General features: G+C 70.8%; 22 protein-coding genes. 8 read left to right on the top strand and 14 right to left on the bottom strand.

Features of this window, described 5'->3' with window-relative positions:
• Nucleotides 1-100: 100 nt before the first annotated feature.
• Genes ACFY3V_RS16635 through ACFY3V_RS16625 form a run of 3 tightly spaced genes read left to right on the top strand, consistent with a single transcriptional unit; the run spans nucleotide 101 to nucleotide 3,554 of the window.
• Nucleotides 101-1,246 carry a TetR/AcrR family transcriptional regulator gene (locus ACFY3V_RS16635; protein ID WP_389774051.1) on the top strand — a complete coding sequence of 382 codons (1,146 nt, stop codon included), beginning with the start codon at nucleotides 101-103 and terminating at the stop codon, nucleotides 1,244-1,246.
• The gene (locus ACFY3V_RS16630; RefSeq protein ID WP_362896225.1) at nucleotides 1,243-1,875 is read left to right on the top strand and encodes a transcriptional regulator; all 633 of its coding nucleotides are present in this window, start codon (nucleotides 1,243-1,245) and stop codon (nucleotides 1,873-1,875) included. The genes ACFY3V_RS16635 and ACFY3V_RS16630 overlap by 4 nt, the downstream gene beginning before the upstream one ends.
• Nucleotides 1,872-3,554, top strand: coding sequence for a pyruvate, phosphate dikinase (locus ACFY3V_RS16625; RefSeq protein WP_389774048.1), 1,683 nt, complete (start codon nucleotides 1,872-1,874; stop codon nucleotides 3,552-3,554). Before ACFY3V_RS16630 ends, ACFY3V_RS16625 begins: the two co-directional genes overlap by 4 nt.
• A 140-nt stretch (nucleotides 3,555-3,694) precedes the next feature.
• On the opposite strand, the gene ACFY3V_RS16620 is transcribed toward ACFY3V_RS16625, so the two are convergent.
• A complete protein-coding gene (locus ACFY3V_RS16620; RefSeq protein WP_389774045.1) occupies nucleotides 3,695-4,420 on the bottom strand; it encodes an alpha/beta hydrolase in 726 nt (241 codons plus the stop codon).
• A gap of 309 nt (nucleotides 4,421-4,729) precedes the next feature.
• On the bottom strand, nucleotides 4,730-5,317 hold the full coding sequence (locus tag ACFY3V_RS16615) for a histidine phosphatase family protein (RefSeq protein WP_389774043.1): 588 nt from the start codon (nucleotides 5,315-5,317) through the stop codon (nucleotides 4,730-4,732).
• A gap of 367 nt (nucleotides 5,318-5,684) precedes the next feature.
• Here ACFY3V_RS16615 and ACFY3V_RS16610 point away from each other — a divergent pair, with 367 nt between their 5' ends.
• The gene (locus ACFY3V_RS16610; protein ID WP_362896217.1) at nucleotides 5,685-6,881 is read left to right on the top strand and encodes a pentapeptide repeat-containing protein; all 1,197 of its coding nucleotides are present in this window, start codon (nucleotides 5,685-5,687) and stop codon (nucleotides 6,879-6,881) included.
• 43 nt (nucleotides 6,882-6,924) lie between these two features.
• Here ACFY3V_RS16610 and ACFY3V_RS16605 read toward each other — a convergent pair whose 3' ends face one another.
• A complete protein-coding gene (locus tag ACFY3V_RS16605; protein ID WP_362920193.1) occupies nucleotides 6,925-8,319 on the bottom strand; it encodes an NAD(P)H-quinone dehydrogenase in 1,395 nt (464 codons plus the stop codon).
• Between the two features lie 153 nt (nucleotides 8,320-8,472).
• Here ACFY3V_RS16605 and ACFY3V_RS16600 point away from each other — a divergent pair, with 153 nt between their 5' ends.
• The 4 genes from ACFY3V_RS16600 to ACFY3V_RS16585 all read left to right on the top strand — a co-directional run bounded on the left by ACFY3V_RS16600 (nucleotide 8,473) and on the right by ACFY3V_RS16585 (nucleotide 13,086).
• On the top strand, nucleotides 8,473-8,925 hold the full coding sequence (locus ACFY3V_RS16600) for a gamma-glutamylcyclotransferase (RefSeq protein WP_350943474.1): 453 nt from the start codon (nucleotides 8,473-8,475) through the stop codon (nucleotides 8,923-8,925).
• 310 nt (nucleotides 8,926-9,235) lie between these two features.
• Nucleotides 9,236-10,435 carry a chromate efflux transporter gene (gene chrA, locus ACFY3V_RS16595; protein ID WP_362896215.1) on the top strand — a complete coding sequence of 400 codons (1,200 nt, stop codon included), beginning with the start codon at nucleotides 9,236-9,238 and terminating at the stop codon, nucleotides 10,433-10,435.
• A gap of 189 nt (nucleotides 10,436-10,624) precedes the next feature.
• Nucleotides 10,625-11,428, top strand: coding sequence for a purine-nucleoside phosphorylase (locus ACFY3V_RS16590; protein ID WP_362896213.1), 804 nt, complete (start codon nucleotides 10,625-10,627; stop codon nucleotides 11,426-11,428).
• 14 nt (nucleotides 11,429-11,442) lie between these two features.
• Nucleotides 11,443-13,086: a phospho-sugar mutase gene (locus ACFY3V_RS16585; RefSeq protein ID WP_389774036.1), complete on the top strand. Its 1,644-nt coding sequence runs from the start codon at nucleotides 11,443-11,445 to the stop codon at nucleotides 13,084-13,086.
• 55 nt (nucleotides 13,087-13,141) lie between these two features.
• Here the strand turns inward: ACFY3V_RS16585 and ACFY3V_RS16580 are convergent, their stop codons facing one another.
• The 11 genes from ACFY3V_RS16580 to ACFY3V_RS16530 form a co-directional block, all read right to left on the bottom strand.
• Nucleotides 13,142-13,939 (bottom strand): hypothetical protein, encoded by a 798-nt coding sequence (locus tag ACFY3V_RS16580; protein WP_362896209.1) that lies wholly within the window; start codon nucleotides 13,937-13,939, stop codon nucleotides 13,142-13,144.
• 32 nt (nucleotides 13,940-13,971) lie between these two features.
• Nucleotides 13,972-15,051 carry an adenosine deaminase gene (locus ACFY3V_RS16575; RefSeq protein ID WP_389774032.1) on the bottom strand — a complete coding sequence of 360 codons (1,080 nt, stop codon included), beginning with the start codon at nucleotides 15,049-15,051 and terminating at the stop codon, nucleotides 13,972-13,974.
• A gap of 179 nt (nucleotides 15,052-15,230) precedes the next feature.
• Nucleotides 15,231-15,587: a cupin domain-containing protein gene (locus ACFY3V_RS16570; RefSeq protein ID WP_389774029.1), complete on the bottom strand. Its 357-nt coding sequence runs from the start codon at nucleotides 15,585-15,587 to the stop codon at nucleotides 15,231-15,233.
• Between the two features lie 56 nt (nucleotides 15,588-15,643).
• Nucleotides 15,644-16,282, bottom strand: a complete 639-nt coding sequence (locus ACFY3V_RS16565) for a hypothetical protein (RefSeq protein WP_389774026.1) — start codon at nucleotides 16,280-16,282, stop codon at nucleotides 15,644-15,646.
• Nucleotides 16,283-16,447: 165 nt separating this feature from the next.
• The gene (locus ACFY3V_RS16560; RefSeq protein ID WP_389774023.1) at nucleotides 16,448-17,728 is read right to left on the bottom strand and encodes a thymidine phosphorylase; all 1,281 of its coding nucleotides are present in this window, start codon (nucleotides 17,726-17,728) and stop codon (nucleotides 16,448-16,450) included.
• 2 nt (nucleotides 17,729-17,730) lie between these two features.
• A complete protein-coding gene (locus ACFY3V_RS16555) occupies nucleotides 17,731-18,207 on the bottom strand; it encodes a cytidine deaminase (protein WP_389774020.1) in 477 nt (158 codons plus the stop codon).
• Between the two features lie 36 nt (nucleotides 18,208-18,243).
• Complete coding sequence (locus ACFY3V_RS16550; protein WP_362896197.1) at nucleotides 18,244-19,527, bottom strand: ABC transporter permease; 1,284 nt, start codon at nucleotides 19,525-19,527, stop codon at nucleotides 18,244-18,246.
• Nucleotides 19,524-20,672, bottom strand: a complete 1,149-nt coding sequence (locus ACFY3V_RS16545; protein ID WP_362896195.1) for an ABC transporter permease — start codon at nucleotides 20,670-20,672, stop codon at nucleotides 19,524-19,526. Before ACFY3V_RS16545 ends, ACFY3V_RS16550 begins: the two co-directional genes overlap by 4 nt.
• Nucleotides 20,673-20,799: 127 nt before the next feature.
• Nucleotides 20,800-22,323, bottom strand: a complete 1,524-nt coding sequence (locus ACFY3V_RS16540; protein ID WP_362896417.1) for an ABC transporter ATP-binding protein — start codon at nucleotides 22,321-22,323, stop codon at nucleotides 20,800-20,802.
• A gap of 122 nt (nucleotides 22,324-22,445) precedes the next feature.
• Complete coding sequence (locus ACFY3V_RS16535; protein WP_362896193.1) at nucleotides 22,446-23,525, bottom strand: BMP family ABC transporter substrate-binding protein; 1,080 nt, start codon at nucleotides 23,523-23,525, stop codon at nucleotides 22,446-22,448.
• A 300-nt stretch (nucleotides 23,526-23,825) separates the two neighbouring features.
• Complete coding sequence (locus tag ACFY3V_RS16530; RefSeq protein ID WP_362896191.1) at nucleotides 23,826-25,067, bottom strand: M20 family metallopeptidase; 1,242 nt, start codon at nucleotides 25,065-25,067, stop codon at nucleotides 23,826-23,828.
• Nucleotides 25,068-25,108 lie beyond the last annotated feature (41 nt).

The following is a 25,108-nucleotide window of genomic DNA, read 5'->3' as shown; positions in this document are numbered from 1 at the left end:
CTTCACCATCCCTCATCTCGATCGTCTCGCGATTCAGATGTTTATAACATCTGAATTTTGAGAGTATCCTAATGCCGATGGTTCGCAGAAAGGAACGGTGATGGTTCGACTGACGCGGGTGCAGCAGCAGGAGCGCACCCGGAGGTTCGTGCTGACGGCGGCGAGGGAGGAGTTCACCGAGCACGGCTACGCGGCGGCCAAGGTCGACCGGATCGCCGATCGGGCCGACCTGACCCGCGGGGCGGTCTACTCGAACTTCCCGAGCAAGCGTGCGCTGTATCTCGCGGTGCTGATCGACATGGTCGAGAACCCCACCGCGGACGAGCCGCCGACGCCGCCACCCCCACCGACGACGGCCGATGCGCTGGGCGCGTTCGCCAGGACCTGGCTCGAACGGCTGCCTCTGGTCGGCGACACGGCCTCCGGAGGGCGCCTGCACCTGCGCTCGCTCGGCGGCGTCCTCGACGACGAGCGGGGGCGCACGGTGCTGGCGCAGGTCGTCAGGGTGGAGGCGTTGCTGCTCGCCCTCGCCCTGGAGTCGTGCGAACCGGCCCGCGCGACGCCGGTGCGGCGGGTACGGCTCGCCGAGCTGGCGCTGACGCTACTGGACGGTTCGGGTCACCTGGCCGAGAGCGCACCGGGATTCGGCGACCCCTTCGACCTGGCACGCGCGTGTGAGCATCTGGCCGGGATCGAGCTCACCGACACCTGGGAGCCGCCGTATCTTCCCTATGTCACTCCGGCGCGACCGTGCGAGGACGCGTGGGATCCGCCCACCGAACTCACGGATCGGATCAGCGGGGGTCGGGTCGACCTCGGCGCCGACGGGCTGATCACGGTGCTGGGAGCCGGCCGTCTCGCCGCCGTCGAGGAGGCCGTCCGTTCCGCCCGGCCCGGCGAGCAGGTGACGGTGATCGTCGTCACGGACGACGCCGCCGAGACGGGCCGCCTCGTACGGCTCAGGATCACCGATCTCGTCGGCTGCCTGCGGCGGGTCTTCGCTCCCGACGCCTGGCGGCGTGTCCGGCTCGTCCTCGACGACGACGCCTTGGTGGCGTCGGCGATCGGCCTGACGGACCTCGACGACGAGACGGAGTCCGCCGTACGCGTCCGGAACGGCGCGATCGTCGCCCGAGCCCACGGACGAGGCGCCGCGTACGCGGCCTCGACCTCCGACGTCTCGACCTCCGGCGCCTCGAACGCCGGCACCTCGAACGACACCCGGCCGAAGGGGCCCACGTCATGACCCGATCGGAGTCTTTCGCGACCGACACCGGCCTGTCGGTGCTCCACGCCCTGCGCTGCAGCGGCGCCTCCGGCCTCACCCGCCTCGCCGGCACCACGGGGCTCGGTGAATCCGACGTCGAGTCCGAGCTGATCGATCTCGCGGTCGCCGGTCTCGTCACGTATGCGGGCGGCGACTTCGGCGGATGGAGTCTCACCGACGTCGGCCGTGCCGTGAACGCCGAACGCCTCAACGCCGAGTTGGAGTCGGCCGGAGCCCGTGCCGCCGTGCAGGCGGCGTTCGACGACTTCCTCGTACTCAACCCGGAACTGCTCGAACTGTGCACGGCGTGGCAGATCCGGTCCGTCGACGGTGTCATGGCCGCCAACGACCACCGCGACGCCTCCTACGACGCCCGCGTCCTCGCCCGGTTCGTCGACTTCGACCGGCGTGCCGCCGTCGTCGGCGCCCGGCTGTCCGCGGCGTTGCCCCGCTTCGGCCGCTACCGGGTTCGTCTCACCGAGGCACTCGAGCGTGCCGCCGCCGGCGAGTTGGCGTACGTGGCCGACGACTTCTCGTCGTACCACATCGTGTGGGCGGAGCTTCACGAGGACCTGCACGCCACACTCGGGATCCCCCGATGGGTATGAGATGGGTTCGCCCGCTCTCTCCGCGTGTCGAGGAGACGGCGGAGACGCTGGGCGGCAAGGCACACGGTCTCCTGGTCCTGAGGCGTCTCGGGTTGCCGGTGCCTCCCGGGTTCGTCGTCACCACCCACGCGTGTCGCGCGTTCCTGCGCGACGGGCGTCTTCCCGACGGACTCGACGACGAACTCGCGGCGGCCGTCGCCGATCTCGAAGCCTCCACCGGGCGTCGCTTCGGGGGATCACGGACGCCGTTGGCGGTCTCCGTTCGCTCCGGGGCCGAGGTGTCGATGCCCGGCATGATGAACACGATCCTCAACCTCGGCCTCACGGCCGAGGCCACGGCCGCCTTGGCGTCCGAGACGGGCGACGCGCGGTTCGCGCTGAACTCACGGTTGCGGTTCCTGGCCGGCTTCGCCGCCGCGATCGTCAACGTGGACGACGGAGCCCTCGCACGAGGGGCAGGCGACGAGCAGGCACGGATCGAGGCGGTCGAGGATCTCATCCGGCGACGGTGGGGCCGGCCGATCCCGGACGACGCGGCGCGGCAACTGGAGTCGGCGGTCGAGGCCGTGTTCTCGTCGTGGGACACGCCGCGCGCCAGAACCTACCGCGAGCTGCACGACATCCCGCACGACCTCGGTACGGCCGTGATCGTGCAGACGATGGTCTTCGGGAACCGCGATGCCCACAGCGGCACCGGGGTCGCGTTCAGCCGCGACCCCAACACCGGGGAGAACGTCCCGTTCGGCGAGGTCCTGTTCGGGCACCAGGGTGAGGACGTCGTCTCCGGCAGCTCACTCACCCGGCCCCTGCGCGAACTCGCCGACCGGGAACCGGCGGTGTGGACCGGCCTCCTGGACGCGCTGCGCCGGGTCGAGGGGCACTACCGCGACGCGTGCTATGTCGAGTTCACCTTCCAGGCCGGGGAACTGTGGATTCTGCAGGTCCGGCCGGGAAGGTTCGCCGGGGGTGCCGCCGTCCGCGTCGCGACCGACCTCGCCGACGAGCGGGTGATCGGGCGGCACGAAGCGCTGCTCAGGATCTCACCGCGGCATCTCCCGCACGTCCGCACACCCCGGATCGCGGGAACCGCCGACATCCTGGCCAGGGGAATCGGCGCCTGCCCCGGTGTCGCGGCCGGCAGGGTGGCGACCACCTCGGACGGAGCGGTACGCATGGCCGCGGACGGCCCGGTCATCCTGGTACGGCCGGAGACCTCCCCGCACGACATGCACGGTCTGGCGGCCGCCGCCGGGATCGTCACCGCCCGCGGCGGGCCGGCCAGCCACGCCGCGGTCGTCGCGCGATCGATGGGAAAGCCCGCTGTGGTGGGGATCGGCGACCTCACCGTCGACGTCACCGGCGCCTCGGTGCGGGCCGGTGGACGCACCGTCGGTGAGGGCACCCTCGTCACCATCGACGGGACCGGCGGTGAGGTCGCCCTCGGCAGTCCCGGTGTCGTCACGACCGGGGCCGACATCCACCTGCGCCGGCTCCTCGAATGGGCCGACGAGGTGTCGGGCGACCACTCGGAACGCGACGAGGCCCTACGCCTCGGCGCCGCCCATGCCGTACTCCGTCACGGCCAGGACCTTGGGTCCTCGGGTGGGCGAGAGACCGACGCGTCCCGTCACGGGGGCACGGGTCGATCGCGATTGGGAGACGGTGACTCTTCGACGTGACCGCTCGCCGCGCGGGCGTGAAGCCTCATCTTCCCGTATCCGCACGAACCGGCCTTGGGAGTCCGGTCCCGTCCGGGCCCCTCACATGGATCAACGGTCATCCATCCGGGTGAGGAGCCCGGGGAACGCGTCAAACGGTTCTATCCAAAGTGCCGGGCGAAGAAGCGCAGCGCGGTGTCGGTTTCGAACTCGGGGACTCCCCCGTGGTCGCCGGGGTTGGCGTGCAGCGTCTTCTCGGTCGAGCCCAGGGCGTCGAACAGCGCCAGCGCCTGGTCCCTGGGAACCCGCGTGTCGTCCCACTGGAGCAGGAACTGCACCGGCACGGTGACCCGGGCGGCGCTCTCGGCCAGCCCGTGCACGCCGAGCAGGCCCAGCACCGCGGCGCGGATCCGGGGCTCGACGGCGAGGAGCGGCACGCCGAGCCCACAGCCCATCGACACCCCCCAGTAGCCGACCGGGCCCGCGCCCACATGGTCGAGTTCCTGGACCGCGGTCAGAACGGCCTGCCAGTCGGCGACGGCCTGCTCTGCCAGCAGGTCGTGCATGGCCGCGACCAGCCCGGCCGGATCCTCGCCGGCGGCCATGCGGGCCCGCATGTCGCCCGCGAACCGGAGGAACCGTTCGCTTTTCCGCCGCTCGCCGTGGTTGGGAGCGTCGATCGCGGCGACGGCGAAACCTCCCTCGGCGGCGAACCGGTACGCGCCGGCCAGGACGCCGGGTGCTCTCCTGTGCTGGCCGCCGCCGTGTCCCATCAGGATCAGCGGGCGGGTTCCGGTGGCGCCTTCCGGCGTGAACAACACGCCGGGGATCTCGCCGAGGGTGAAGGACTGTTCGGTGACGCCGTCGGTCGACGTCTGAGAGGTCAAGCTGAAGCGCATGGCGTTTCGAAGCCTTTCGGGGGTGCCTTGTCGGGCGCTCCCTAGACCATGCGAGGGAGGGAGCCCCGATCTGTCGTCACAGCGTTGATCGGTCTCACCTCCTTTGGTCGTATTGCCGCACGGCGCCGCCGAACGTATCACACGGACCTCTGCGGGCACAGGCCGCCCGACGCGGCACCCGGCCTGGCCCGCTCCGGTCCGGCCTCGCCGGGCAACCGGCACGTCGGAGCGGTCGTGCATGCTCCTCGCTCGCCCCGCGCCGTCGAGCGTCCGGGACGGTCCTGGTCGATCGTATGCTCAGGGTCGCGTGCCCGGCCCGAATCCCGTCCAGCGCAGGTCGGGCGGGAGGTGGCCCATGTCGTTGTACAACAGCACCGTCGGCGCCACGGCGTCGCGATACTCGATCGCCGTCAGCGCCGTGTTTCCGCAGTTCAGCCCCAGCCATCGCACCGGTGGCGCGTCGAGGGCGTGCCGCAGCAGCCAGGCCACCGGATAGGCGTGGGTGACCAGGACCTCGTGGGTCTCGGTCTCCGCCGGGCGCGCGAACCTGTCGACCAGCGCGTCCGCGAGGGCCGCGCCCGCGGCGGCCTCCTCCGCGTCGTACCCGTCGAAGAACCCCGCCCACGCGGGGGGCATCTCGTCCGGCACGTACGGCACATGGTCGATCAGCTCGGCCGCTTCGCGCACGGCGACGCCCGGCAGGTGCTCGCCGACGATCTGGGCGGAGCGCACCGCCCGGGGAAGGGGCGAATGCCAAACGACGTCGACAGGCAGGGCGGCCAGGCGCTTCCCGACCAGCTCGGACTGCCGCTGCCCGACGTCGGTCAACGTGCCGAACGCGTCCGCCGCGCCGTGCCGTATCACGTACAGGTGCCGAGTCGCCATCGTCAGCTCCCAGGTCTCGGAGTGTGGGCACCGGATCCTCCTACGGCTCCGAGGCGCCGTACGGCGAGGGCCGACGCTCCTCTCCGCCGGCCGGTGCGGGCCTGCTCGGAGAGGTCCGAGCACACCGCACCCCGAATCAGCCGAACCATCGCCACCCCCTTTCCCAGAACAACAGAAATCAGGATACTAACAAAATCCAAATGTCTTCAACATCTGAAAAACGAGAAGCGCGAGCCCTGCCGTCACGCGACGGAGGTAGCCCCGCCGGGAGGTCGTCCACGAACCCCGGCGCGAAAGGTGCAAGTGGGTGTCTAGCGTGATGCAATGGTCCGCTGCCACGATCGGGGCTGCTTTGAAGGAGGCTCCCGTGCGTCGTCCCATCCCCCTGGCTCTCATTGTCGCGATCTTCGCGCTCTCGGGGACAGTCATCTCTCCAGCCCAGGCCGCGGCCGGGCCGTGCAAGCCCGGTCAGGGCGTCAACCTGCGCGGCAAGGACTTCACCAGGGGCGCCCAGCTTCCCGTCACCCTGCGCTGCGCCGATCTGACCGGGGCGAAGCTGAACGGTGTGGAACTCATCCAGAAGGACCTCACCGGAGCGATCCTGCGCGGCGCCTCGCTCAGGCAGGCCAACCTCACCCAGGCCACGCTGAAGTACGCCGACCTGCGGGGCGCCAACCTCACCGAGGCCGACCTGGGGCAGATGCACGCCGACCACGCCGACCTGCGCAAGGCGATCCTGGTCGACGCCGAGGCCGGACAGGCGGAGTTCCCGCACGCGGACCTGACCGGGGCGAAGCTGACCAGGGCCGAGCTGACCCAGGTCAACTTCACCAACGCCAAGCTGGTCGACGCCGACCTGGAGGAGAGCACCCCCGGTCAGCTCAAGGCGCGCAAGGCCGACTTCACCAGGGCCAAGCTCCGCGAGGCCAAGATGAGCCAGGCGAACCTGCGCAACGCGACGTTCAAGGACGCCGACGTGCGCGAGGTCGAGTTCACCCAGGCCGAGCTGGACGGCGCCGACTTCACCGGCGCGCTGGTCGAGGCCGCGTCCTTCATCCAGGCCGACGACGTCGACCTCACCGGCGCCAAGGGCACCCCCACCGGTCTCACCGTCCCGCTCCCGACCTCGCTGCCCGACCTCGACATCTTCGGAGCCAGGGAAACGAACGCCCCGCAGGACGACCCCATCCAGAGCGGCGGCCCGTCCGTCGGACTCGTCATGGTCGTGCTCAGCGCGGTGGGCCTGGCGCTGACCGTGGTGGCCTGGGGTGTCAGCGCCCAGCGGCGGAGCCGGCGCAACGCCCGGTTCGTGCTGATGCGGAACGGCGCGGAGGAGAACATCACCCGGCTGGGCGAGGAGATCGACCAGCTCGACTACGAGTTCCAGGTGAGCGGGCGCGGCGGCATGACCGCCGACCGCGACTGGCGTCTCGCCCTCGACGCCTACGAGGCGGCCAAGCAGGCCCTTCTCGTCGCCCGCCGCGAAGAGGAACTGCACTTCGTGGCCCGTGCCGTCCAGGACGGCAGAGCCGCCCTGGACCGCCTCCGCCCCCGCGTCCACTGACACCGCCCGGCGGGACAAACGGAGCGGGATCCGAAGTACATGATCAGATGCCGCTGGGGGTCATCGGCTGCATGAGGCGGCGGGCGGCCTCGGTGACGGAGCCGGACAGGGAGGGGTAGACCGCGAAGGTGTGGGCGATCTGGTCGACGGTCAGCCGCTGCTGCACGGCGACCGAGACCCCGAGGATCAGCTCGGAGGCGCGGGGGGCGACCACGACGCCGCCGAGGATGATGCCGGTGTTGGGGCGGCAGAAGAGCTTCACGAAGCCGTCGTTGAAACCCTGCATCTTGGCGCGGGCGTTGGTGGCGAGCGGCAGCTTGACGATGTTGGCCTCGATCTCACCGTTCTCGATCGCCCGCTCGGCGATGCCCACGGCGGCGATCTCGGGGTCGGTGAAGATGGCGGAGGCCACGGTCGCGAGGCGGAGCGGGTGCACGGCCTCGCCGAGGGCGTGCCAGACGGCGATCCGGCCCTGCATGGCGGCGACCGAGGCGAGCATCAGGACACCGGTGCAGTCTCCGGCCGCGTAGACGCCGGGCGCGGAGGTGCGGGAGACCTTGTCGACCTGGATGAAGCCGCCCCGGTCAAGGGTGACCCCGGCCTCCTCAAGGCCGATCCCCGCGGTATTGGGGACCATGCCGACCGTCATCAGGCAGTGGCTGCCCTCGGCGGTCCTGCCGTCCTCCAGGGTGACGACCACGCCGTCCGGGGTGCGCTTGACGGACTCGGCGCGGGAGCGGCCCATGACGTTCATGCCACGGCGCCGGTATACCTCTTCGAGGACCTCGGCGGCGTCGGCGTCCTCGTTGGGCATCATGCGGTCGCGGGAGGAGACGAGCGTGACCTCCGAGCCCAGCGAGCGGTAGGCCCCGGCGAACTCCGCGCCGGTGACGCCGGAGCCGACCACGATGAGGTGTTCGGGCAGCTCCTCCAGGTCGTACAGCTGGCGCCAGGTGAGGATGCGCTCGCCGTCGGGCTCGGCGCCGTTGAGGATGCGCGGGGTCGCGCCGGTCGCCACGATGACGACGTCCGCGCGGATCGTCCGGTCTCCGGCCCTCACCACCTGCGGGTCGACCAGCCGCCCGGGGGCCTTGATCACCTCGACGCCCTCCGCGGCCAGCCGGGCGGCGATGTCCGCGGACTGGGCGCGGGCGAGCTCCTTGACGCGCCTGTTCACCAGTGGCATGTCGGCGATGACGCCGCCGACGTCGCCGTCGGGGCCACCGGTGTAGTGGACTCCCAGCATGCTGGCGTCGAGGAGCGCCTGCTTGCGCACCGAGGTGGCGATCAGCGTCTTGGACGGCACGCAGTCGGTGAGGACGCAGGCCCCGCCGGGGCCGTCCTGTTCGACCACGGTGACCTGCGCTCCGAGCTGGGCGGCGACCAGCGCCGCCTCGTATCCGCCGGGACCGCCACCGATGATCACTATCCTCGTCACATGGCCCATTCTCCCGCATGACGGGACCGGGCATCGCTGGGCACCCCTCCCAAACCACGAAACCACCACAAAACCATCGAGATTCCACCAGTCATCGGCGTGGCCTCGAAGCCGGGTGAGCGTCTCGCGGATCTTGGATTAGTGTTTGTCTCCGTGCCTGTCTACGCCGCTTACGGCAGCAACATGGACCCGAAGCAGATGGCCCAGCGGGCCCCTCACTCCCCGATCAGGGGGACGGGCTGGCTCCAGGGCTGGCGTCTGACCTTCGGCGGGAACGATCTCGGCTGGGAGGGCGCGCTCGCCTCCATCGTCGAGGACCCTGACGACCAGGTCTTCGTCGTCCTCTACGACGTGCCCGAGTGGGACGAGAGCTCCCTCGACCAGTGGGAGGGCGCGGCGCGCGGCCTCTATCACAAGGTCAAGCTCCGGGTGCAGACCATGGAGGGCGAGGTCGTGGCGTGGTTCTACGTGCTCGACGGGTACGAGGGCGGGCTGCCCTCGGCCCGCTACCTCGGCATCCTGGCCGAGGCCGCCGAGCGCGCGGGTGCCCCCGACGACTACGTCAGGGAGCTGCGCGGGCGTCCCTGCACCTCGCTGGGAAGCTGACCTCCCTGCAGAGACCCTCGGGCTCCCTGCGAGCCGAGGCACTCCGGGCGCGCACATGACGATCTCCCGGGGGAACTCCCCCCCCCCCCGGGAGCCTGAGGACATCGCTCGTCACCTCCCGCACAGGGACACGCGGATCGCCGTCACGCGGAAGGCCGGCGTGAGCAGGCCGCACGCGGGCACGCGCGGGAGGTGGGCCTGACCGAGCCTGACCCGCTCGAACGAGTTCGCCGCACGCGGGCACGCGCGGGGGGTGGAGTTAACCTGGAGGCCACCCCGCCTTCACCTGGAAAAATGTCATGATTCCCTGGTGAATGACGTACCTCCCGAAGATGGCGAAACCGGGCGCGGTTCATCCCTGCGCGAGGTGACCTGGCTGTTCCTGCGGCTGGGCGTCATCGCCTTCGGAGGACCCGCGGCGCACATCGCGATGATGCACGACGAGGTGGTACGGCGGCGCGGCTGGCTGACCGAGCAGCGTTTCCTCGATCTGATCGGCGCGACCAACCTCATCCCCGGCCCCAACTCCACCGAGCTGGCCATCCACATCGGCCACGACCGCGCCGGGTGGCGCGGCCTGGTGTCGGCCGGGGTCTGTTTCATCCTGCCCGCCGCGCTCATGGTCGGCACGCTCGCGGCCCTGTACGTCCACTACGGCCACACCCCTGCGGTGAGCGGGATCCTTTACGGCATCAGGCCCGTCGTCATCGCGATCATCATCTGGGCCCTGCTCTCCCTGGTCCGTACCGCGCTGGGGACCACCTATCTGTGGATCCTGGCCGTGGGTGTCCTGACGGCCTACCTGCTCGGCGTGAACGAGCTGCTCCTGCTCGCCGCCGGAGCCCTGTTGACCGTGGCGGTGCGGACGGCCTCCGCTTGGCGCTCCCGCCCGCGCGGGCCGGGTGAGAAACCTCACGGGAACGGCGCGCGGGCGCTGCTGGCCGCACCGCTGGTCCTCACCGGTGGCCAGGACCCCGACCAGTTGCTCCGGCTCTTCCTCACCATGCTCAAGATCGGGGCCGTCCTGTACGGGAGCGGCTACGTCCTGCTCGCCTTCCTGGAGGGCGACTTCGTCCATCGGCTCGGCTGGCTCACCAGCACCCAGCTCACCGACGCCGTCTCGATCGGCCAGTTCACCCCCGGTCCGGTGTTCACCACGGCCACCTTCGTCGGCTACCTGATCGCCGGGGTCCCCGGCGCGATCGTCGCCACCGTCGCGATCTTCCTGCCGAGCTTCCTGCTGGTCGGGCTGCTCACCAAGATCACCGACCGGATCAGGGCGAGGACCTGGTCGAGCGCGCTGCTCGACGGGGTGAACGCCGCCTCGCTCGCCCTGATGGCCGGAGTCGCGTTCCAGCTCGGGCGCATCTCCCTGGTCGATCCGCTCACCTGGGCGCTCACCGCGGGAACACTGCTCGTGCTGTGGAGGACGAAGCTGAACTCGGCGTGGTTGATCGCGGCCGGAGCGGCGGTCGGCCTGGTCTCGGTGGCCGTCACCGGGCTCGGCTGAACGTCCCGGGCGCGTCGCGTCCTTCACTGGGCGGCCCGGACGCGTCACCCCCTCCGCCGGGCGGGGACGGGCCTGAGCGGGAAACGGATCCGAGGAGGAGACGGACTTGAGCAGGGGAGGGATCGTGCACTCCCCCTGAGCAGCGGACACAACGCTGTGTGAAGGCGAACGACCGGTACGCTCACTGACGTGACCAATGACCCGTATGCACTCGCCACCGACGCCGCGAACGCGCTGAGAAGCGCCGTCGGCGTGGACTCCTTCGATGTCGCGCTGGTGATGGGCTCCGGCTGGGTCCCGGCCGCCGACGTGATCGGTGAGACGGTCGCCGAGGTCCCGGTGACCGATCTGCCCGGCTTCGCGCCGCCCGCCGTGCAGGGCCATGCGGGCCGGATCCGCGCCGTACGAACCGAGTCGGGCAAGAACGCACTGATCTTCCTGGGCCGTACCCACCTCTACGAGGGCCGCGGCGTGGACCCGGTCGTGCACGGCGTACGGACCGCGATCAAGGCCGGGGTGGGCACGGTCGTGCTGACCAACGCCGCCGGGGGCCTGCGCCCCGAGACCCAGGAGGTCGGCGAGGCGGTGCTGATCAGTGACCACATCAACCTGACCGGCGCCAGCCCGATCACCGGCGCCACCTTCGTCGACCTCACCGACGTCTACACCCCGCGCCTGCGCGAACTGGCCCGCGAGGCCGACCCTTCGCTGAAAGAGGGCGTCTACGTGGCCTTCCGCGGCCCGACGTACGAGACTCCGGCCGAGGTTCGCATGTGCCGCATCCTCGGCGGCGACATGGTCGGCATGTCCACCGTGCTCGAGGCGATCGCGGCCCGCGAGGGCGGTGCCGAGGTGCTGGGCATCTCCCTGGTCACGAACCCGGGCGCCGGACTGGTGGGCGAGCCGCTCAACCACGAGGAGGTGCTGGAGGTCGGTCGCGCCACCGCCGCGCGCATGGGCGGCCTGCTGGCCGGCGTCGTCGGCAAGCTGTGACCCGGGAGGTGACGATGAGCAGCGATCTCGCGGGGCTCGCCCGTTCCTGGCTCGCCCAGGACCCCGACCCCGACACGCGCGCGGAGCTGAAGAAGCTGTTGGAGAGCGGTGACGGCGACGCGCTGCGCGAGCGGTTCGGCTCCCGGCTGGAGTTCGGCACCGCAGGGCTTCGGGGCGAGCTGGGCGCCGGCCCCAACCGGATGAACCGGGTGACGGTCATGCGCGCCGCGGCCGGGCTCGCCCGCGTACTCGGCCCCGGCAAACACGTCGTGATCGGCTACGACGCCCGGCACAAGTCGGACGCCTTCGCCCACGACACCGCGGCCGTGCTCACCGGGGCCGGGCTGCGCGCCTCGGTCCTCCCCCGGCCGCTGCCCACCCCCGTGCTCGCCTTCGCCGTCCGCCACCTCGGCGCCGACGCGGGCGTGACCGTCACCGCCAGCCACAACCCGCCCCGCGACAACGGCTACAAGGTCTACTGGGGCGACGGCTCCCAGATCGTGCCGCCGGTCGACGCCGAGATCTCCGCCGCCATCGACGCGACGGGGCCCGTCTCCGAGCTGCCCCTCGGCTCCCCCGGCGACCCGGCGTGGAACGAGCTGGACGACGGCGTCGTGGACGCCTATCTGGAGGCGGTGACCGCGCTCCCGATCGGTGACGCCCGCGAGCTGCGGGTGGCGTACACCCCGCTGCACGGTGTGGGCGGCGACACCTTGGCCCGGGCCTTCGCCGCCGCGGGGTTCGACGCGCCCACGACCGTCGAGGCACAGGCCGCGCCCGACCCCGACTTCCCCACCGTCGCCTTCCCCAACCCGGAGGAGCCGGGCGCGATGGACCTCGCCCTGGAGCTCGCCGAACGCGTCGGCGCGGACCTGGTGCTGGCCAACGACCCCGACGCGGACCGCTGCGCGGTGGGCGTGCCGCTGCCCGGCGGCGGCTACCGGATGCTGACCGGCGACGAGGTGGGTGCCCTGCTGGGCGAGCACGTGATCCGGCGGACCTCGGGTGACGGCCGCCTGGTGGCGACCACCATCGTGTCGTCGTCCCTGCTCGGCAAGATCGCCGCCGAGTACGGGGTGCGCTGCGCCGAGACCCTCACCGGCTTCAAGTGGATCATGAAGGCAGGCGAGGGCCTGCGGTTCGGGTACGAGGAGGCGCTGGGATACAGCATCGGCTCCGACCTCGGACTGCCCGTGCACGACAAGGACGGCATCGGCGCGGCGCTGACCGTGGCCGGGATCGCCGCGCAGGCGAAGCTGGAGGGTCGCGGCCTGCTCGATCTCCTGGACGACCTGGCCCGCCGTCACGGCCTGCACGCCACCTCCCAGCTGTCCTTCCGGGTGGCCGACCTGTCGCTGATCACCGGGGCCATGTCCCGCCTGCGGGACGCGCCGCCCGCGCGGCTCGGCGGTCGCGAGGTCGAGGCCGCCGACGACCTGAGCCTCGGCGCGGGCGGGCTGCCGCCCACCGACGGCCTTCGCTACCACCTGGCGGGAGGAGCCCGGGTCGTCGTCCGCCCTTCGGGGACCGAGCCCAAGCTCAAGTGCTACCTGGAGGTCGTGGTCCCGGTGACCGGCGAGGTCTCCGAGGCCCGCACGCGGGCGGTGCGGGATCTCGAAGCACTGAAGGCCGACCTCACCGAGGCCCTCGGCCTCTGACCCGGCCAGGACTCCCGGCCGCTGACCCCATCACGGCTCCCGGCCTCCGACCCCGTCAGGCGAGGAAGGCCGCGATCACCAGCAGGGCGGCGGCGGCCAGCGCGGCCAGGGCGCCCGGCGACCAGGTGATCGTGAGCCCGCCGGTTCCGGGCGCGGCACCCGCTTCGGACGCGGCACCGGCTTCAGGTATGACGCCCTCCTCAGGCGCGGCTCCGGCCTCGGACACGACGCCCGCCTCGGACACAGCACCCGTTCCGGGCTCGGCTCCGGTTCCGCCGCTACCCTCGGTCGCCGCCCCCGGCCCGGTCGCGTCGTCCTTCGTGGTCGCGGCGAGTGAGGCCGCGCGCCTGGCGGATTCCGCGCGTTCGGTGATCTGCTCGGCCACCCAGTCGGCGTGGGTCCTGCCCGCCAGCGCCTCGGCGGCGGCCTGCTCGGCCTTCGAGCGGACCGGCTCGGTCCTGAAGCGCCCCCGGGCGGGCGTGGCCGCGGCCCTCCCCCTGCGCGCGGCCGCCGCCCGCTCGCGGGCGGAGGTCTGCGGCACCCAGCAGCGGATGCTCTCATCGCCGGAGGTGATCGTGATCGAGTGGGAGACCGTGACCTCGTCCACGCCCAGCCAGGGCACGAAGGCGTTTCTCAGCGGGTTGCGGACGTGGACGCCCTCCTCGGTGAGGAGGATCGCCGGGCGCAGGCAGCCGACGAAGACCAGCGCGGTCAGCACCGCCAGCACCGCCGCGGCGATCATCGACATCCGCCCGCTGTAGCGGACGACCAGATCGACCGCGTTGACCGCGGCGAAGGCCATCCAGACCCAGCCGACGATCATCGCGAGGTTGGAGCGGAACACCTGCTTCATCGGAAAAGCTCACTTCACTCGGGCGAGCCCGTTCACACCTGCCACTTGAGGCGGGCGAACCCGGGCTTGATGACGCCGTTGATGAGCGACAGGCGCTCGTCGAACGGCAGGAACGCCGACTTCATGGCGTTGACGGTGAACCACTGCATGTCGTCCCAGCCGTAGCCGAACGCCTCCGACAGCTTGGCGAACTCCTCGGAGACGGACGTACCGCTCATCAGCCGGTTGTCGGTGTTGACCGTGACCCGGAAGTTCAGGCGGCGCAGCAGGCCGATCGGGTGCTCGGCGATGGAGGCCGCCGCACCGGTCTGCAGATTGGACGTTGGGCACATCTCCAGGGGGATGCGCTTGTCACGGACGTAGGCCGCCAGGCGGCCCAGCTTGGGCTCGGCGTCGTCCTGGACGGAGATGTCGTCGATGATCCGGACACCGTGACCGAGCCGGTCGGCGCCGCACCACTGGATCGCCTGCCAGATCGACGGCAGGCCGAACGCCTCGCCCGCGTGGATGGTGAAGTGGGCGTTCTCCCGCTGGAGGTATTCGAAGGCGTCGAGGTGGCGGGTGGGAGGGTAGCCCGCCTCCGCTCCGGCGATGTCGAACCCCGCCACCCCGGCGTCGCGGTAGCGGACCGCGAGTTCGGCGATCTCCATGGACCTGGCCTGGTGGCGCATCGCGGTGAGCAGCGTGCCCACCCGGATGCCACGGCCCGCCGAACCGGTGTCGAAGCCCTCCTGCACGGCCTCGATGACCTCTTCGAGGCTCAGGCCCGCGGAGGTGTGCTGCTCGGGCGCGTAACGCACCTCGGCGTAGACGACGCCGTCGTTCGCCAGGTCCTCGGCGCACTCGGCGGCGACCCTCACCAGCGCCTCGCGCGTCTGCATGACGCCGACCGTGTGGTCGAAGGTCTCCAGGTAGCGCTCCAGCGAGCCGGAGTCGGCGGACTCCCTGAACCAGGCGCGCAGACTCTCCGTCTCGGTCGCGGGCAACCTGTCGTAGCCCGACTCGCGGGCCAGATCGATGATGGTCTCCGGCCGAAGGCCACCATCGAGGTGATCGTGGAGCAACACCTTCGGAGCCAGGCGGATCTGCTCGAAAGTGGGTAGCTGACTCATTCGGCAACCTTACCGTCAGGGGCCTGACCGGTCGGTCTGCGCGAAGGCGCCGTCACGGCCTGGCCTGGGAATGTTCATACGGGTGTCCCGCGCGGGGGACCGCGAGAGGCCACAGCGTCGATCCCGGTACGGAGACAACAGGATCGACGCGCGACGAACCGTCATCGGGTGCCGCCCCTTCACTCACCCTCGCGGTTGACGGTCTCCGGGGAGAAGGCCGGAAGGCAGACGGCGATGTACTCGGCGCCGTCTGGACCGGAGCTGTAGCGGATCCGCTCCCCCGGCTCGCACAGGAACGCCTGCCCCACACCGACCTCGGTCGTGCCCTCGTCGTGCTCCACGATGACGGCGCCCTTGAGCACCAGCGTGTATTCGGCGAACTCCGGCGTCTGGGCGGGTTCGTCCCACCCGGCCGGGGCCTTCATGTACGCGATCGAGATCCGAGGGTCGCCGCTGTTGGCCAGACCGACGTATTCGTCGATCGTCTTGCCACCGGGGACGGGAATCCGTGTCGCGCTGTCGATTTTGCGTACCATCAGACCAGTCTGTCACCCGGTCTCGGGGCCGTGCGCCACCCGGTTCCCCGGCGCTCTCAGTGTGAGATGTCGACGACCAGCCGGTTCGGGCTCTTCTGCTCCAGGACCCGGAACGGCGCCTTGCGGTCGAGGACGACGCCCACGCTCACCACGCCCTCGAAATCGCCGACCTTGACCACGTTCTGGACGTTGCCCAACTGGGCCTGGAAGATCGGGCCGCCCTTCCAGGTGGACTGGCCCGCCTCGGTGTGCGCGACGGCCGGGGTGATCGTCAGTTGCAGGTAGGCGCCGCCCTTGACGTCGACCTTGTCTCCCGAGCCGTCCTGGACGAGTTCGGAGACCCACCGTGCCCGGTAGCCCGGCAGCTCGCCCTTGAGATCTATCACCACCCGGTCGAACCCCTGGTGCTGGGCGAACCGGGCCCCGGTGACGATCGGCTGGGTGGAGATGGCGCGGTCGACCTCGATCTCCTTGGTGCTCGTCGGAGGAAGGAGGGCTGCGGTGGCGGCGGAAGGTGTGGGGGACGCGGTGGTCGAAGTGGAGGACGGATCCGCCGGGGCCGTGGTCGGCGTGTCCGCCGGGGACGGGGTCGGCGTGTCCGCCGGGGACGGGGTCGCGGTCTGCGTGGCCGAGCCGCAGCCGGCCGCGAACAGGAGCACGGGGACGAGCGCGAGAGGAACGAGGGTGCGGTTCATGATGAGCCTCCTGCCCCGTTAGATGCTCAGATCCCCGAAGAGGTTCACCCTCCGGCCGACCACATGCGCCCTCGCCGGATCGTGACATCTTGTCGAGGTAGGAGTCAAGCACCGCGACGTCCCCCTGGCGGCGGAGGCGTTCCGGACGCGAGGACGTACCGGACGTCAGGCGGTGATGCGGTCGATCACCAGCGGCAGCAGGCCGGGGTCGGTGGTCTCGCCGACGGTGTAGGCGCCTTCGAGGGCGGCGAGCGCCCGCTCGAAGCGCGAGGTCTCGTCGGCGTGCAGCGTCATCAGCGGCTGCCCCTCGCGGACCGGGTCCCCGGGCTTGGCGTGCAGCACGATGCCCGCGCCGAACGACACCGGGTCCTCCTTGCGCTCCCGGCCCGCGCCGAGCCGCCAGGCCGCCAGGCCCACGCCGTACGCGTCGAGCCGGGACAGCACGCCCGAGGAGGGAACGGTGATCTCCATGGTCTCGGCGGCCCTGGGCAGCGGGGCGTCGGGGTCGCCGCCCTGTGCGGTGATCATCCGGCGCCAGACGTCCATCGCGGAGCCGTCCGCGAGGGCGGTCTCGGGGTCCTTGCCGCCGGAGATGCTCGCGGCCTGGAGCATCTCCCGCGCCAGCCGTACGGTCAGCTCGACCACGTCGGCGGGTCCGCCTCCGGCGAGCACCTCCACCGACTCGACGACCTCCAGGGCGTTGCCCACCGCCCGGCCCAGCGGCCGGTCCATCGCGGTCAGCAGCGCGACCGTCTCGACCCCGGCGTCGGTGCCGAGCTCGACCATGGTCGTGGCCAGCTCGCGGGCCTGCTCCACGTTCTTCATGAAGGCCCCCGAGCCGACCTTCACGTCCAGCACGAGCGCGCCGGTGCCCTCCGCGATCTTCTTCGACATGATCGAGGAGGCGATCAGCGGGATCGCCTCGACGGTGCCCGTGACGTCGCGGAGGGCGTAGAGCTTCTTGTCGGCGGGGGCGAGACCGTCGCCCGCCGCGCAGACGACCGCTCCGGCCTTGCCGAGTACGTCGAGCATCTCGTCGGTGGACAGCGACGCCCGCCAGCCGGGGATGGACTCCAGTTTGTCCAGGGTGCCGCCGGTGTGACCGAGTCCCCTGCCGGACAGCTGGGGGACGTATCCCCCGCACGCGGCGACGAGCGGCGCGAGCGGCAGCGTGATCTTGTCGCCGACACCGCCGGTGGAGTGCTTGTCGGTGGTGGGTCCCGGCAGCGACGACCAGTCCATCCTCGCCCCGGAACGGATCATGGCCTGGGTCCACTCGGCGATCTCCCGCCGGTTCATGCCGTTGAGCAGGATCGCCATCGCGAGCGCGGACATCTGCTCGTCGGCGACGACGCCCTTGGTGTAGGCGTCGATCGCCCAGTCGATCTGCTCGGCCGACAGCTCCCTGCCGTCCCGCTTGGTGACGATGACGTCGATGGCGTCCATGTTCAGGCTCCCCGGCTCAGGTCGTGGGGCCCGAAGGCGTAGGGCAGGATCTCCGCCATCGGCTTCGGGCCGTCGATGGTCTCCAGCAGCAGTTCGGGGCCGCCGAACTCGTACAGCAGCTGGCGGCACCTGCCGCACGGCATGAGGAGCTCCTCATGCCCGTCGACGCAGGTGAACGCGACGAGACGGCCGCCGCCGGTGGCCTGGAGCGAGGACACCAGCCCGCACTCGGCGCACAGCCCGATGCCGTAGGAGGCGTTCTCGACGTTGCAGCCGGACACGATCCGCCCGTCGTCCACCAGCGCGGCGGCGCCGACGGGGAACTTGGAGTAGGGGGCGTAGGCGTGCCCCATCGCCCGTACGGCCTCGGCCTTCAGCGCCGCCCAGTCGATGCCCTGGCCGCCGCCCGGCTCAGTGTCCGGAATGCCCTGCTCACCGGTCGGGCCGGTGTTCGCTTCGCTGCTCATCTCGGTGCCCATCGAATCAGATTCGCTCGTGAGGTGCGCGTGTCACGATCACTTACTCTGTCCCCTGCGGTACGTCAGGCCGATCGCCGCAGGCGCGCGGAGCCGCTGCGCCGCCAGCGAGAGCACCAGCAGCGTGGTGATGTGCGGGGTGGCGGAGGTGAACTCCGAGGGAACGCTGTCGGTCAGCGCGAACACGACGAACACGGCGACCGCTGCGACCCCGGTGATCAGCGCGGCCCGCGTCCGGTTCTGCCGTACGAGCTGGTAGACGGCGACCCCGACGAGCAGGATCGTCACCACGAGCAGCAGCGCGTGCACCGACTCGCCGCCCCTGCGCAGCTGGAGCGCGTCGGTGTAGCCGAACAGCACGGCGCCGCCGGCCAGCCCGCCCGGCCGCCAGTTACCGAAGATCATGGCGGCGAGGCCGATGAAGCCGCGCCCGCCGGTCTGCCCCTCGCGGTAGGCGCTCGCGGCCACCTGCGACAGGAACGCGCCGCCCAGGCCCGCCAGGGCGCCGGAGACGAGCACCGCGATGTACTTGTAGGTGTAGACGTTCACGCCCAGCGACTCGGCGGCCACCGGGCTCTCCCCGCAGGAGCGCAGGCGCAGGCCGAACGCGGTGCGCCACAGCAGGTAGTACGAGAGCGGGACGAGCAGGATCGCCAGGATCGTGAGCAGCGAGACGTTCGTGGTCAGGCCGCGCAGGATGCCCGCCACGTCCGACAGCAGGAACCACTGCTTGGCCTCCAGTGCCCTGAGCGGGTCCCCGATCCGGTCCCACGGCACGCTCACCACCTCGGGCTTGGGCACCGGGGGCGACTGGGAGTCGCCGCCGCCCGGCATCTCGGCGAAGGTGACCTTGGACAGGAACTCGGTGACGCCCTGACCCAGGATGGTGATCGCGACACCGGAGATGATGTGGTCGACGCCGAACGTCACGGTGGCGATCGCGTGCAGCAGGCCGCCCAGGGCCCCGCCGATCGCGCCCGCGACGACGCCCGCCCACGGGTTGCCGAACTGGATCGCACCCCAGGCTCCGCACCAGGTGCCCATGATCATCATGCCTTCGAGGCCGATGTTGACCACTCCGGCCCGCTCGGCCCACAGGCCGCCCAGACCGGCCAGGCCGATGGGGATGGCGAGCGCGATGGAGGCGTTGATCGCTCCCGCGGAGGTGAGGTCGACGGCGCCGGTGACGGTCCGCGTGAACGAGAGCAGCAGGACGAGCGCGCCGAGGGCGAGCAGCAGGACCCGCCAGGTGACCCTGAAGCGGGCGGGGGCCTTCGGCTCCAGGAAGGGAGCCTCCGGCGTGGTGAGGGCGCCCTGGCTCATGCCGGCGTTCCTTCCCTGGTCGGGGTGGCGTCCGCCAGCTGGCGGCTCACCCGGCGCTGCTCGGCGGAGATCTGGTAGCGGTGGACCAGCTCGTAGGCGATGATCACCGAGAGCACGATCGTGCCCTGCATGATGGTGACGATGTCCGGGGAGATCTTCTGGATCTGCAGGATGCCCGCCGAGGTGTCGAGGAAGGCCCACAGCAGGGCGCCGAACGCGATGCCGACCGGGTGGTTGCGGCCGAGCAGCGCGATCGCGATGCCGGTGAAGCCGAGGCCGGGAGGAAAGTCCAGGCTGTAGCTGTAGGAGGCGCCGAGCAGCTGCGGCATGCCGACCAGGCCCGCCACCCCGCCGGACAGGATCATCGAGATGAGGATCATCCGCTTGACGTTCACGCCGCTCGCCACCGCGGCCGACTCCGAGCGGCCGGTGGCGCGCAGGTTGAAGCCGAAGCGGGTCCGGTTGATCACCACGTGGTAGAGGACGCCCATCACGACCGACAGGATGATCAGTCCGAACACCTTCGTCTGGGTGCCGGAGATGATCGCCAGGCCGGGCACCTGGCCGGAGGGGCCGATCGGGCTGGTGCCGATGTTGTTGCTGCCCGCGACCTCGACCGCGAGGCGCTCCTTGTTGAGCAGCCAGGCGCCGAGCGAGGTGGCGATCGCGTTCAGCATGATCGTGGAGATGACCTCGCTCACCCCGCGCCGCACCTTGAGCAGAGCGGCGATCGAGGCCCATCCGGCGCCGACCAGCACCGCGACGAAGATGATCAGCGCGACGTGCAGCGGGGCGGGCAGGGTGACCGCGCCGCCGACGGCCGCGGCGGTGAGCGCCGCGAGACGGTACTGGCCGTCGACGCCGATGTTGAAGAGGTTCATCCTGAACCCGATCGCCACCGCGAGCGCGGACAGGTAGAAGTAGGTCGCGGCGTTCAGGGTGAGCGCGATCGAGCGCGGCCGGATGCCGTACTCGCCCATGCTGACCAGCGTGTCGAGCGGCGGGGCGCCGATGATCGAGAGAATGACCATGGTGATCGCCGCGGCGAACGCGATGGCGACGAGCGGGGCGGCGAGCGAGAGCAGCCCCGCCGGGGAGACCCTGCCGAGCAACCGGTCGGCGAAGGTGGACTTTTCCCGGCTCATCCGCGCGTCCCGGGGTGCGTGTGCGCCGTCTGGGTGTTCGTGCCGCGCGTCCCGCGCGTCCCGGAGGGCGTGTGCGTCTGGGGGTTCATACCGCGCGCTCCCGGGGGCGTGTGCGCTACGTGGGTGTTCATGCCGCCTCTCCAGCACCCGTCATGGCCGAACCGAGCCGCTCGGGTGTCACGTCCTTGGGATCCACCTCGGCGACGATCCGGCCGCGCAGGATCACCTTCAGGGTGTCCGACAGGCCGATGAGCTCGTCGAGGTCGGCCGAGATCAGCAGGACCGCGAGGCCCGCGGCGCGCGCTGCGCGCAGGTGGTCCCAGATCGCGGCCTGCGCGCCCACGTCGACGCCGCGCGTCGGGTGGGAGGCGATCAGGAAGACGGGCTCCCCGCTCATCTCCCGGCCGACGATCAGTTTCTGCTGGTTGCCGCCGGACAGGGCCGAGGCGTCCACGTCGATGCCCGGGGTGCGGACGTCGTACGCCTCGACGATGCGCCGGGTGTCCTCTCGCGCTCCCGCGCGGTCGATCCAGGGCCCCTTCACGTTGGGCCGCCTGGTCTGGTGGCCGAGGATCCGGTTCTCCCAGAGCGGGGCCTCGAGCAGCAGGCCGTGCCGGTGGCGGTCCTCGGGGATGTAGCCGATGCCGGCCTCGCGGCGGCGCAGCGTCGTCCAGCCGGAGATGTCGTGCTCGCCGAGGCGGATCTCGCCGTCGGCCGGGCGCATGCCCATGATCGCCTCGACCAGCTCGGCCTGGCCGTTGCCCTCGACCCCGGCGATGCCGAGCACCTCGCCCCTGCGGATCACGAAGCCCACGTCGTCCACGACGCGGCGGCCGTCGGCGGACAGGACGGTGAGGTCGCGCACCGACAGTGCCACCGTGTCGGTGACGGTGGACTCGCGGGTCTCCGGGCTGGGCAGCTCGCTGCCGACCATCAGCTCGGCGAGCTGCCTCGCGGTCACGTCCTTGGGGTCCACGCTGGCCACGGTCGTGCCGCGCCGGATGACGGTGATGGCGTCGGCGACCGAGAGCACCTCGTCCAGCTTGTGCGAGATGAAGATGATCGTCAGCCCTTCGCGGACCAGCTCGCGCAGGTTGGCGAAGAGCTCCTTCACCTCCTGCGGCACGAGCACGGCGGTCGGCTCGTCCAGGATGAGGATCCGGGCACCCCGGTAGAGGACCTTCAGGATCTCCACCCGCTGGCGGGCCCCGACGCCCAGGTCCTCGACGGTGACGTCGGGGTCGACGCCGAGTCCGTACGAGTCGGAGATCTCCTTGATCTTTCTTCGCGCGGTGCCGAAGTCGAGGGCGATCCCGCCCTTTCTGGGCTCGCTGCCGAGGACCACGTTCTCCAGGACGGTGAGGTTGTCGGCCAGCATGAAGTGCTGGTGGACCATGCCGATGCCCACGGCGATCGCCTCGCCCGGGGAGCGGAAGCTCACGTCCTCGCCGTTGACGCGGATCTTCCCCTCGTCCGGGCGCTGCATGCCGTACAGGATCTTCATGAGGGTGGACTTGCCCGCGCCGTTCTCGCCGACGACGGCGTGCACGTGGCCCTGTCGCACGGAAAGGGAGATGTCGCGGTTGGCGACGACGCCGGGGAATCGTTTGGTGATGCCCGAGAGTTCGACGGCCGGTGCCGAGGTGCTGATGACGGCCTCCTCCGTACGGATGCCCCGATACGGAACGTGGTGGTGAAAGTGGAACAGATGTTGATCAAGGTAGGACAAAGGGCCCGGGGGAAATGTCCGCCGGGCCCCTCATTAGTACCAGGTCAGGAGGTCTTGTCCGGAACGGTGATCTCGCCGGAGATGATCTTCTGCTTGTACTCGTCGAGCTGGGCCTTGATGTCGTCGACCTGGCCACCGGTGGTGGAGTAGTCGACGCCGTCGGCCTTGAGGTCGTAGATCGTGCTGCCGGCCTTCACCTGGTTGGTGGTGAAGCTCTTCAGGAAGTCGAAGACGGCGACGTCGACCTTCTTCACCATGGAGGTCATGATGACGCTCTGCAGGTCGGCGGCGGCGGTCTTCGCCTGGTCGGAGTCGACGCCGATGGCGAGGCCCTTGGCCGCCTTCGCCGCCTCGAACACGCCGCCACCGGAGCCGCCCGCGGCCTGGTAGACCACGTCGGCGCCCGCGTCGAACATGCCCTCGGCCGCGGTCTTGCCCTTGGCCGGGTCACTGAAGCCGGTGAAGTCCGGCGGCTGGGTGAGGTACTTGACCTCGATCTTCACGTCCGACTTGACGGCCTTGGCGCCCGCGGCGAATCCGGCCTCGAACTTGTTGATCAGCGGCACCTGCACGCCGCCGACGAAGCCCACGTGGTTCTTCTTGCTCTTCAGCGCCGCCGCGGCACCGACCAGGAAGGAGCCCTCGTGCTCGGCGAACAGCAGGTTCGAGATGTTGGGAGCCTCGGCCGCCGCGTCGTCGACGATCGCGAACTTGACGTCGGGGAACTCGGTCGCGACCTTCTTCACCGGGTTGGAGTACGCGAACCCCACGGCGATGATCGGGTTGAAGCCGCCGTCGGCGAGCAGGCGGAGCCGCTCCTCCTTGGCCGCCTCGGTCTCGCCGTTACCGGCCTCCAGCTCGCTGACCTCGGCCAGGTTCAGCTCGGCCTTGGCCTTGTCGATGCCCGCCGCCGCGGAGTCGTTGAACGACTGGTCGCCACGCCCGCCGATGTCGTACGCGAGACCGACCTTCGGTCCCGTCGCCGCCGACGCCTCACTGCTGGCGGCCCCGCTCGGCTGCGCCGACGTGGCCGGTTCCTCGCTTCCACCACACGCGGCAGCTCCCATGAGCATGCTGCCCGCCAGTGCGGTCGCGGCCAGCTTGCCGAATCGGTTCTGAAGCAAGATGGACTCCCTTCGCGTTTCAGTGCACGCGCGAAGAGACGCACGGCAACCCTGCACGGAAGATAGTTGGTCCATCAGGGTTGACCAAACCAACGCATGAGTCCGCAACAGGTCCGTTATCCAGCTCAGGCCACCTTGTGACCCAAAAACCGGGCAGGGTTACCTGTCGGTAGCTCCGGACGTCCGCCACGGCCCGACGCCTGCGCGTCCGCCCGGGAGCCGATGATCTTCTTCGGGGACCATCGGCTGGTTCCTCAGGATATGTCCGGACTTTTCGTCTGACTAGATGTCAGGAACCCGCTACTTGTCGGCGTTCACGGCCATGAGCGTGTCGCCCGCGACGGGGCGCTGCCCCTCCCACAGGGCGGTGAGCGCGGTCGCCGCGAGGAAACGTACCCCGGTGCCGATCGCGCTCTCGTCCACGTCGAAGGTGCCCTGGTGGATGTCGGCCAGGTGCGCCGACCCCGGCTCGCGGGTGCCGAGCCTCGCGAACGCGCCGGGGATGGACTCCAGATACCAGCCGAAGTCCTCACCGCCCAGACTCTGCTCCGTCGGCACGGGGGCACCCTCGCCGAGCACGCCTTCGGCGGCCTCGGCGAGCATCTGCACACTCACCTTGTCGTTGACCACCGGCGGCACGCCGCGCACGTACTCCATCTCGGCCTCGACGCCGTACGCGCCGGCGACCGACTCGAGCAGCGACTTGATCATGTCGGGGGCCGCGTGCCAGGCCGCCTCGTCCAGGCAGCGCACGGTGCCCTCGGCGACGCCGTCGTCCGGGATGGCGTTGGCCACCGAGCCCGCCTCGACCCGGCCCCAGACCAGGCTGAGCGAGGAACGGGGGTCGATCCGGCGCGAGAGCGCGGCGGGGAGCTCGGTGAGGATCTTGGCGAGCGCGAAGACGAGGTCCGCGGTGAGGTGCGGCCTGGCGGTGTGCCCGCCGGGACCGCTCACCCGGATCGTGACCCTGTCGCAGGCCGAGGTGATCGGACCGACCTTGAGGCCGACCTTGCCGACGTCCAGCCGGGGGTCGCAGTGCAGGCCGAAGATGCGGTCCACGCCGCTGATGCCGCCCGAGGCCATCACCTCCAGCGCGCCGCCGGGAAGCTCCTCGGCGGGCTGGAAGATCAGCCGGACCCTGCCGGGCAGCAGACCGGCCTCGGCCTGCTGGGCGAGGAAGAGCGAGGTGCCGAGCAGGATCGTGGTGTGCACGTCGTGCCCGCAGGCGTGACACACGCCGGGGACCGTCGAGCTGTAGGGGACGTCCTTCTCGTCGGGCACGGGCAGCGCGTCGAGGTCGGCCCGCAGCGCCACGGTCGGGCCGTCGCCGCTGCCGACGTCACAGAGCAGGCCGGTGCCGCGCGGCAGCACCGAGGGGACCAGCCCCGCGGCGGTGAGGCGCTCGGCGACGCGCTGCGTCGTGCGGTATTCGGCGAACGCGAGCTCGGGATGCATGTGCAGGTCCCGGCGGAAAGCGATGAGCTCCTGCTCACGACCGGCGAGGAACGTGTCGAGCTCTCCCCGCAAATTACGCCCCCGCATTGCACACCGTCCCATCCGCGCCGGCGGGCTCTGGATCCTCG

The organism is Streptosporangium sp. NPDC000095 (assembly GCF_042899335.1).
Classification (GTDB): Bacteria; Actinomycetota; Actinomycetes; order Streptosporangiales; family Streptosporangiaceae; genus Streptosporangium.
The sequence above is the reverse complement of the archived record's forward strand: the minus strand, read 5'-3'. Positions and strand labels throughout refer to the sequence as shown.

Excerpts from the sequence above, each read along its gene's own strand:
- ACFY3V_RS16635 (WP_389774051.1), top strand. The coding sequence starts at position 101 with ATGGTTCGACTGACGCGGGTGCAGCAGCAGGAGCGCACCCGGAGGTTC.
- ACFY3V_RS16630 (WP_362896225.1), top strand. The coding sequence starts at position 1,243 with ATGACCCGATCGGAGTCTTTCGCGACCGACACCGGCCTGTCGGTGCTC.
- ACFY3V_RS16625 (WP_389774048.1), top strand. The coding sequence starts at position 1,872 with ATGAGATGGGTTCGCCCGCTCTCTCCGCGTGTCGAGGAGACGGCGGAG.
- ACFY3V_RS16615 (WP_389774043.1), bottom strand. The coding sequence starts at position 5,317 with ATGGCGACTCGGCACCTGTACGTGATACGGCACGGCGCGGCGGACGCG.
- ACFY3V_RS16585 (WP_389774036.1), top strand. The coding sequence starts at position 11,443 with ATGAGCAGCGATCTCGCGGGGCTCGCCCGTTCCTGGCTCGCCCAGGAC.
- ACFY3V_RS16580 (WP_362896209.1), bottom strand. The coding sequence starts at position 13,939 with ATGAAGCAGGTGTTCCGCTCCAACCTCGCGATGATCGTCGGCTGGGTC.
- ACFY3V_RS16575 (WP_389774032.1), bottom strand. The coding sequence starts at position 15,051 with ATGAGTCAGCTACCCACTTTCGAGCAGATCCGCCTGGCTCCGAAGGTG.
- ACFY3V_RS16570 (WP_389774029.1), bottom strand. The coding sequence starts at position 15,587 with ATGGTACGCAAAATCGACAGCGCGACACGGATTCCCGTCCCCGGTGGC.
- ACFY3V_RS16565 (WP_389774026.1), bottom strand. The coding sequence starts at position 16,282 with ATGAACCGCACCCTCGTTCCTCTCGCGCTCGTCCCCGTGCTCCTGTTC.
- ACFY3V_RS16560 (WP_389774023.1), bottom strand. The coding sequence starts at position 17,728 with ATGGACGCCATCGACGTCATCGTCACCAAGCGGGACGGCAGGGAGCTG.
- ACFY3V_RS16555 (WP_389774020.1), bottom strand. The coding sequence starts at position 18,207 with ATGGGCACCGAGATGAGCAGCGAAGCGAACACCGGCCCGACCGGTGAG.
- ACFY3V_RS16550 (WP_362896197.1), bottom strand. The coding sequence starts at position 19,527 with ATGAGCCAGGGCGCCCTCACCACGCCGGAGGCTCCCTTCCTGGAGCCG.
- ACFY3V_RS16545 (WP_362896195.1), bottom strand. The coding sequence starts at position 20,672 with ATGAGCCGGGAAAAGTCCACCTTCGCCGACCGGTTGCTCGGCAGGGTC.
- ACFY3V_RS16530 (WP_362896191.1), bottom strand. The coding sequence starts at position 25,067 with ATGCGGGGGCGTAATTTGCGGGGAGAGCTCGACACGTTCCTCGCCGGT.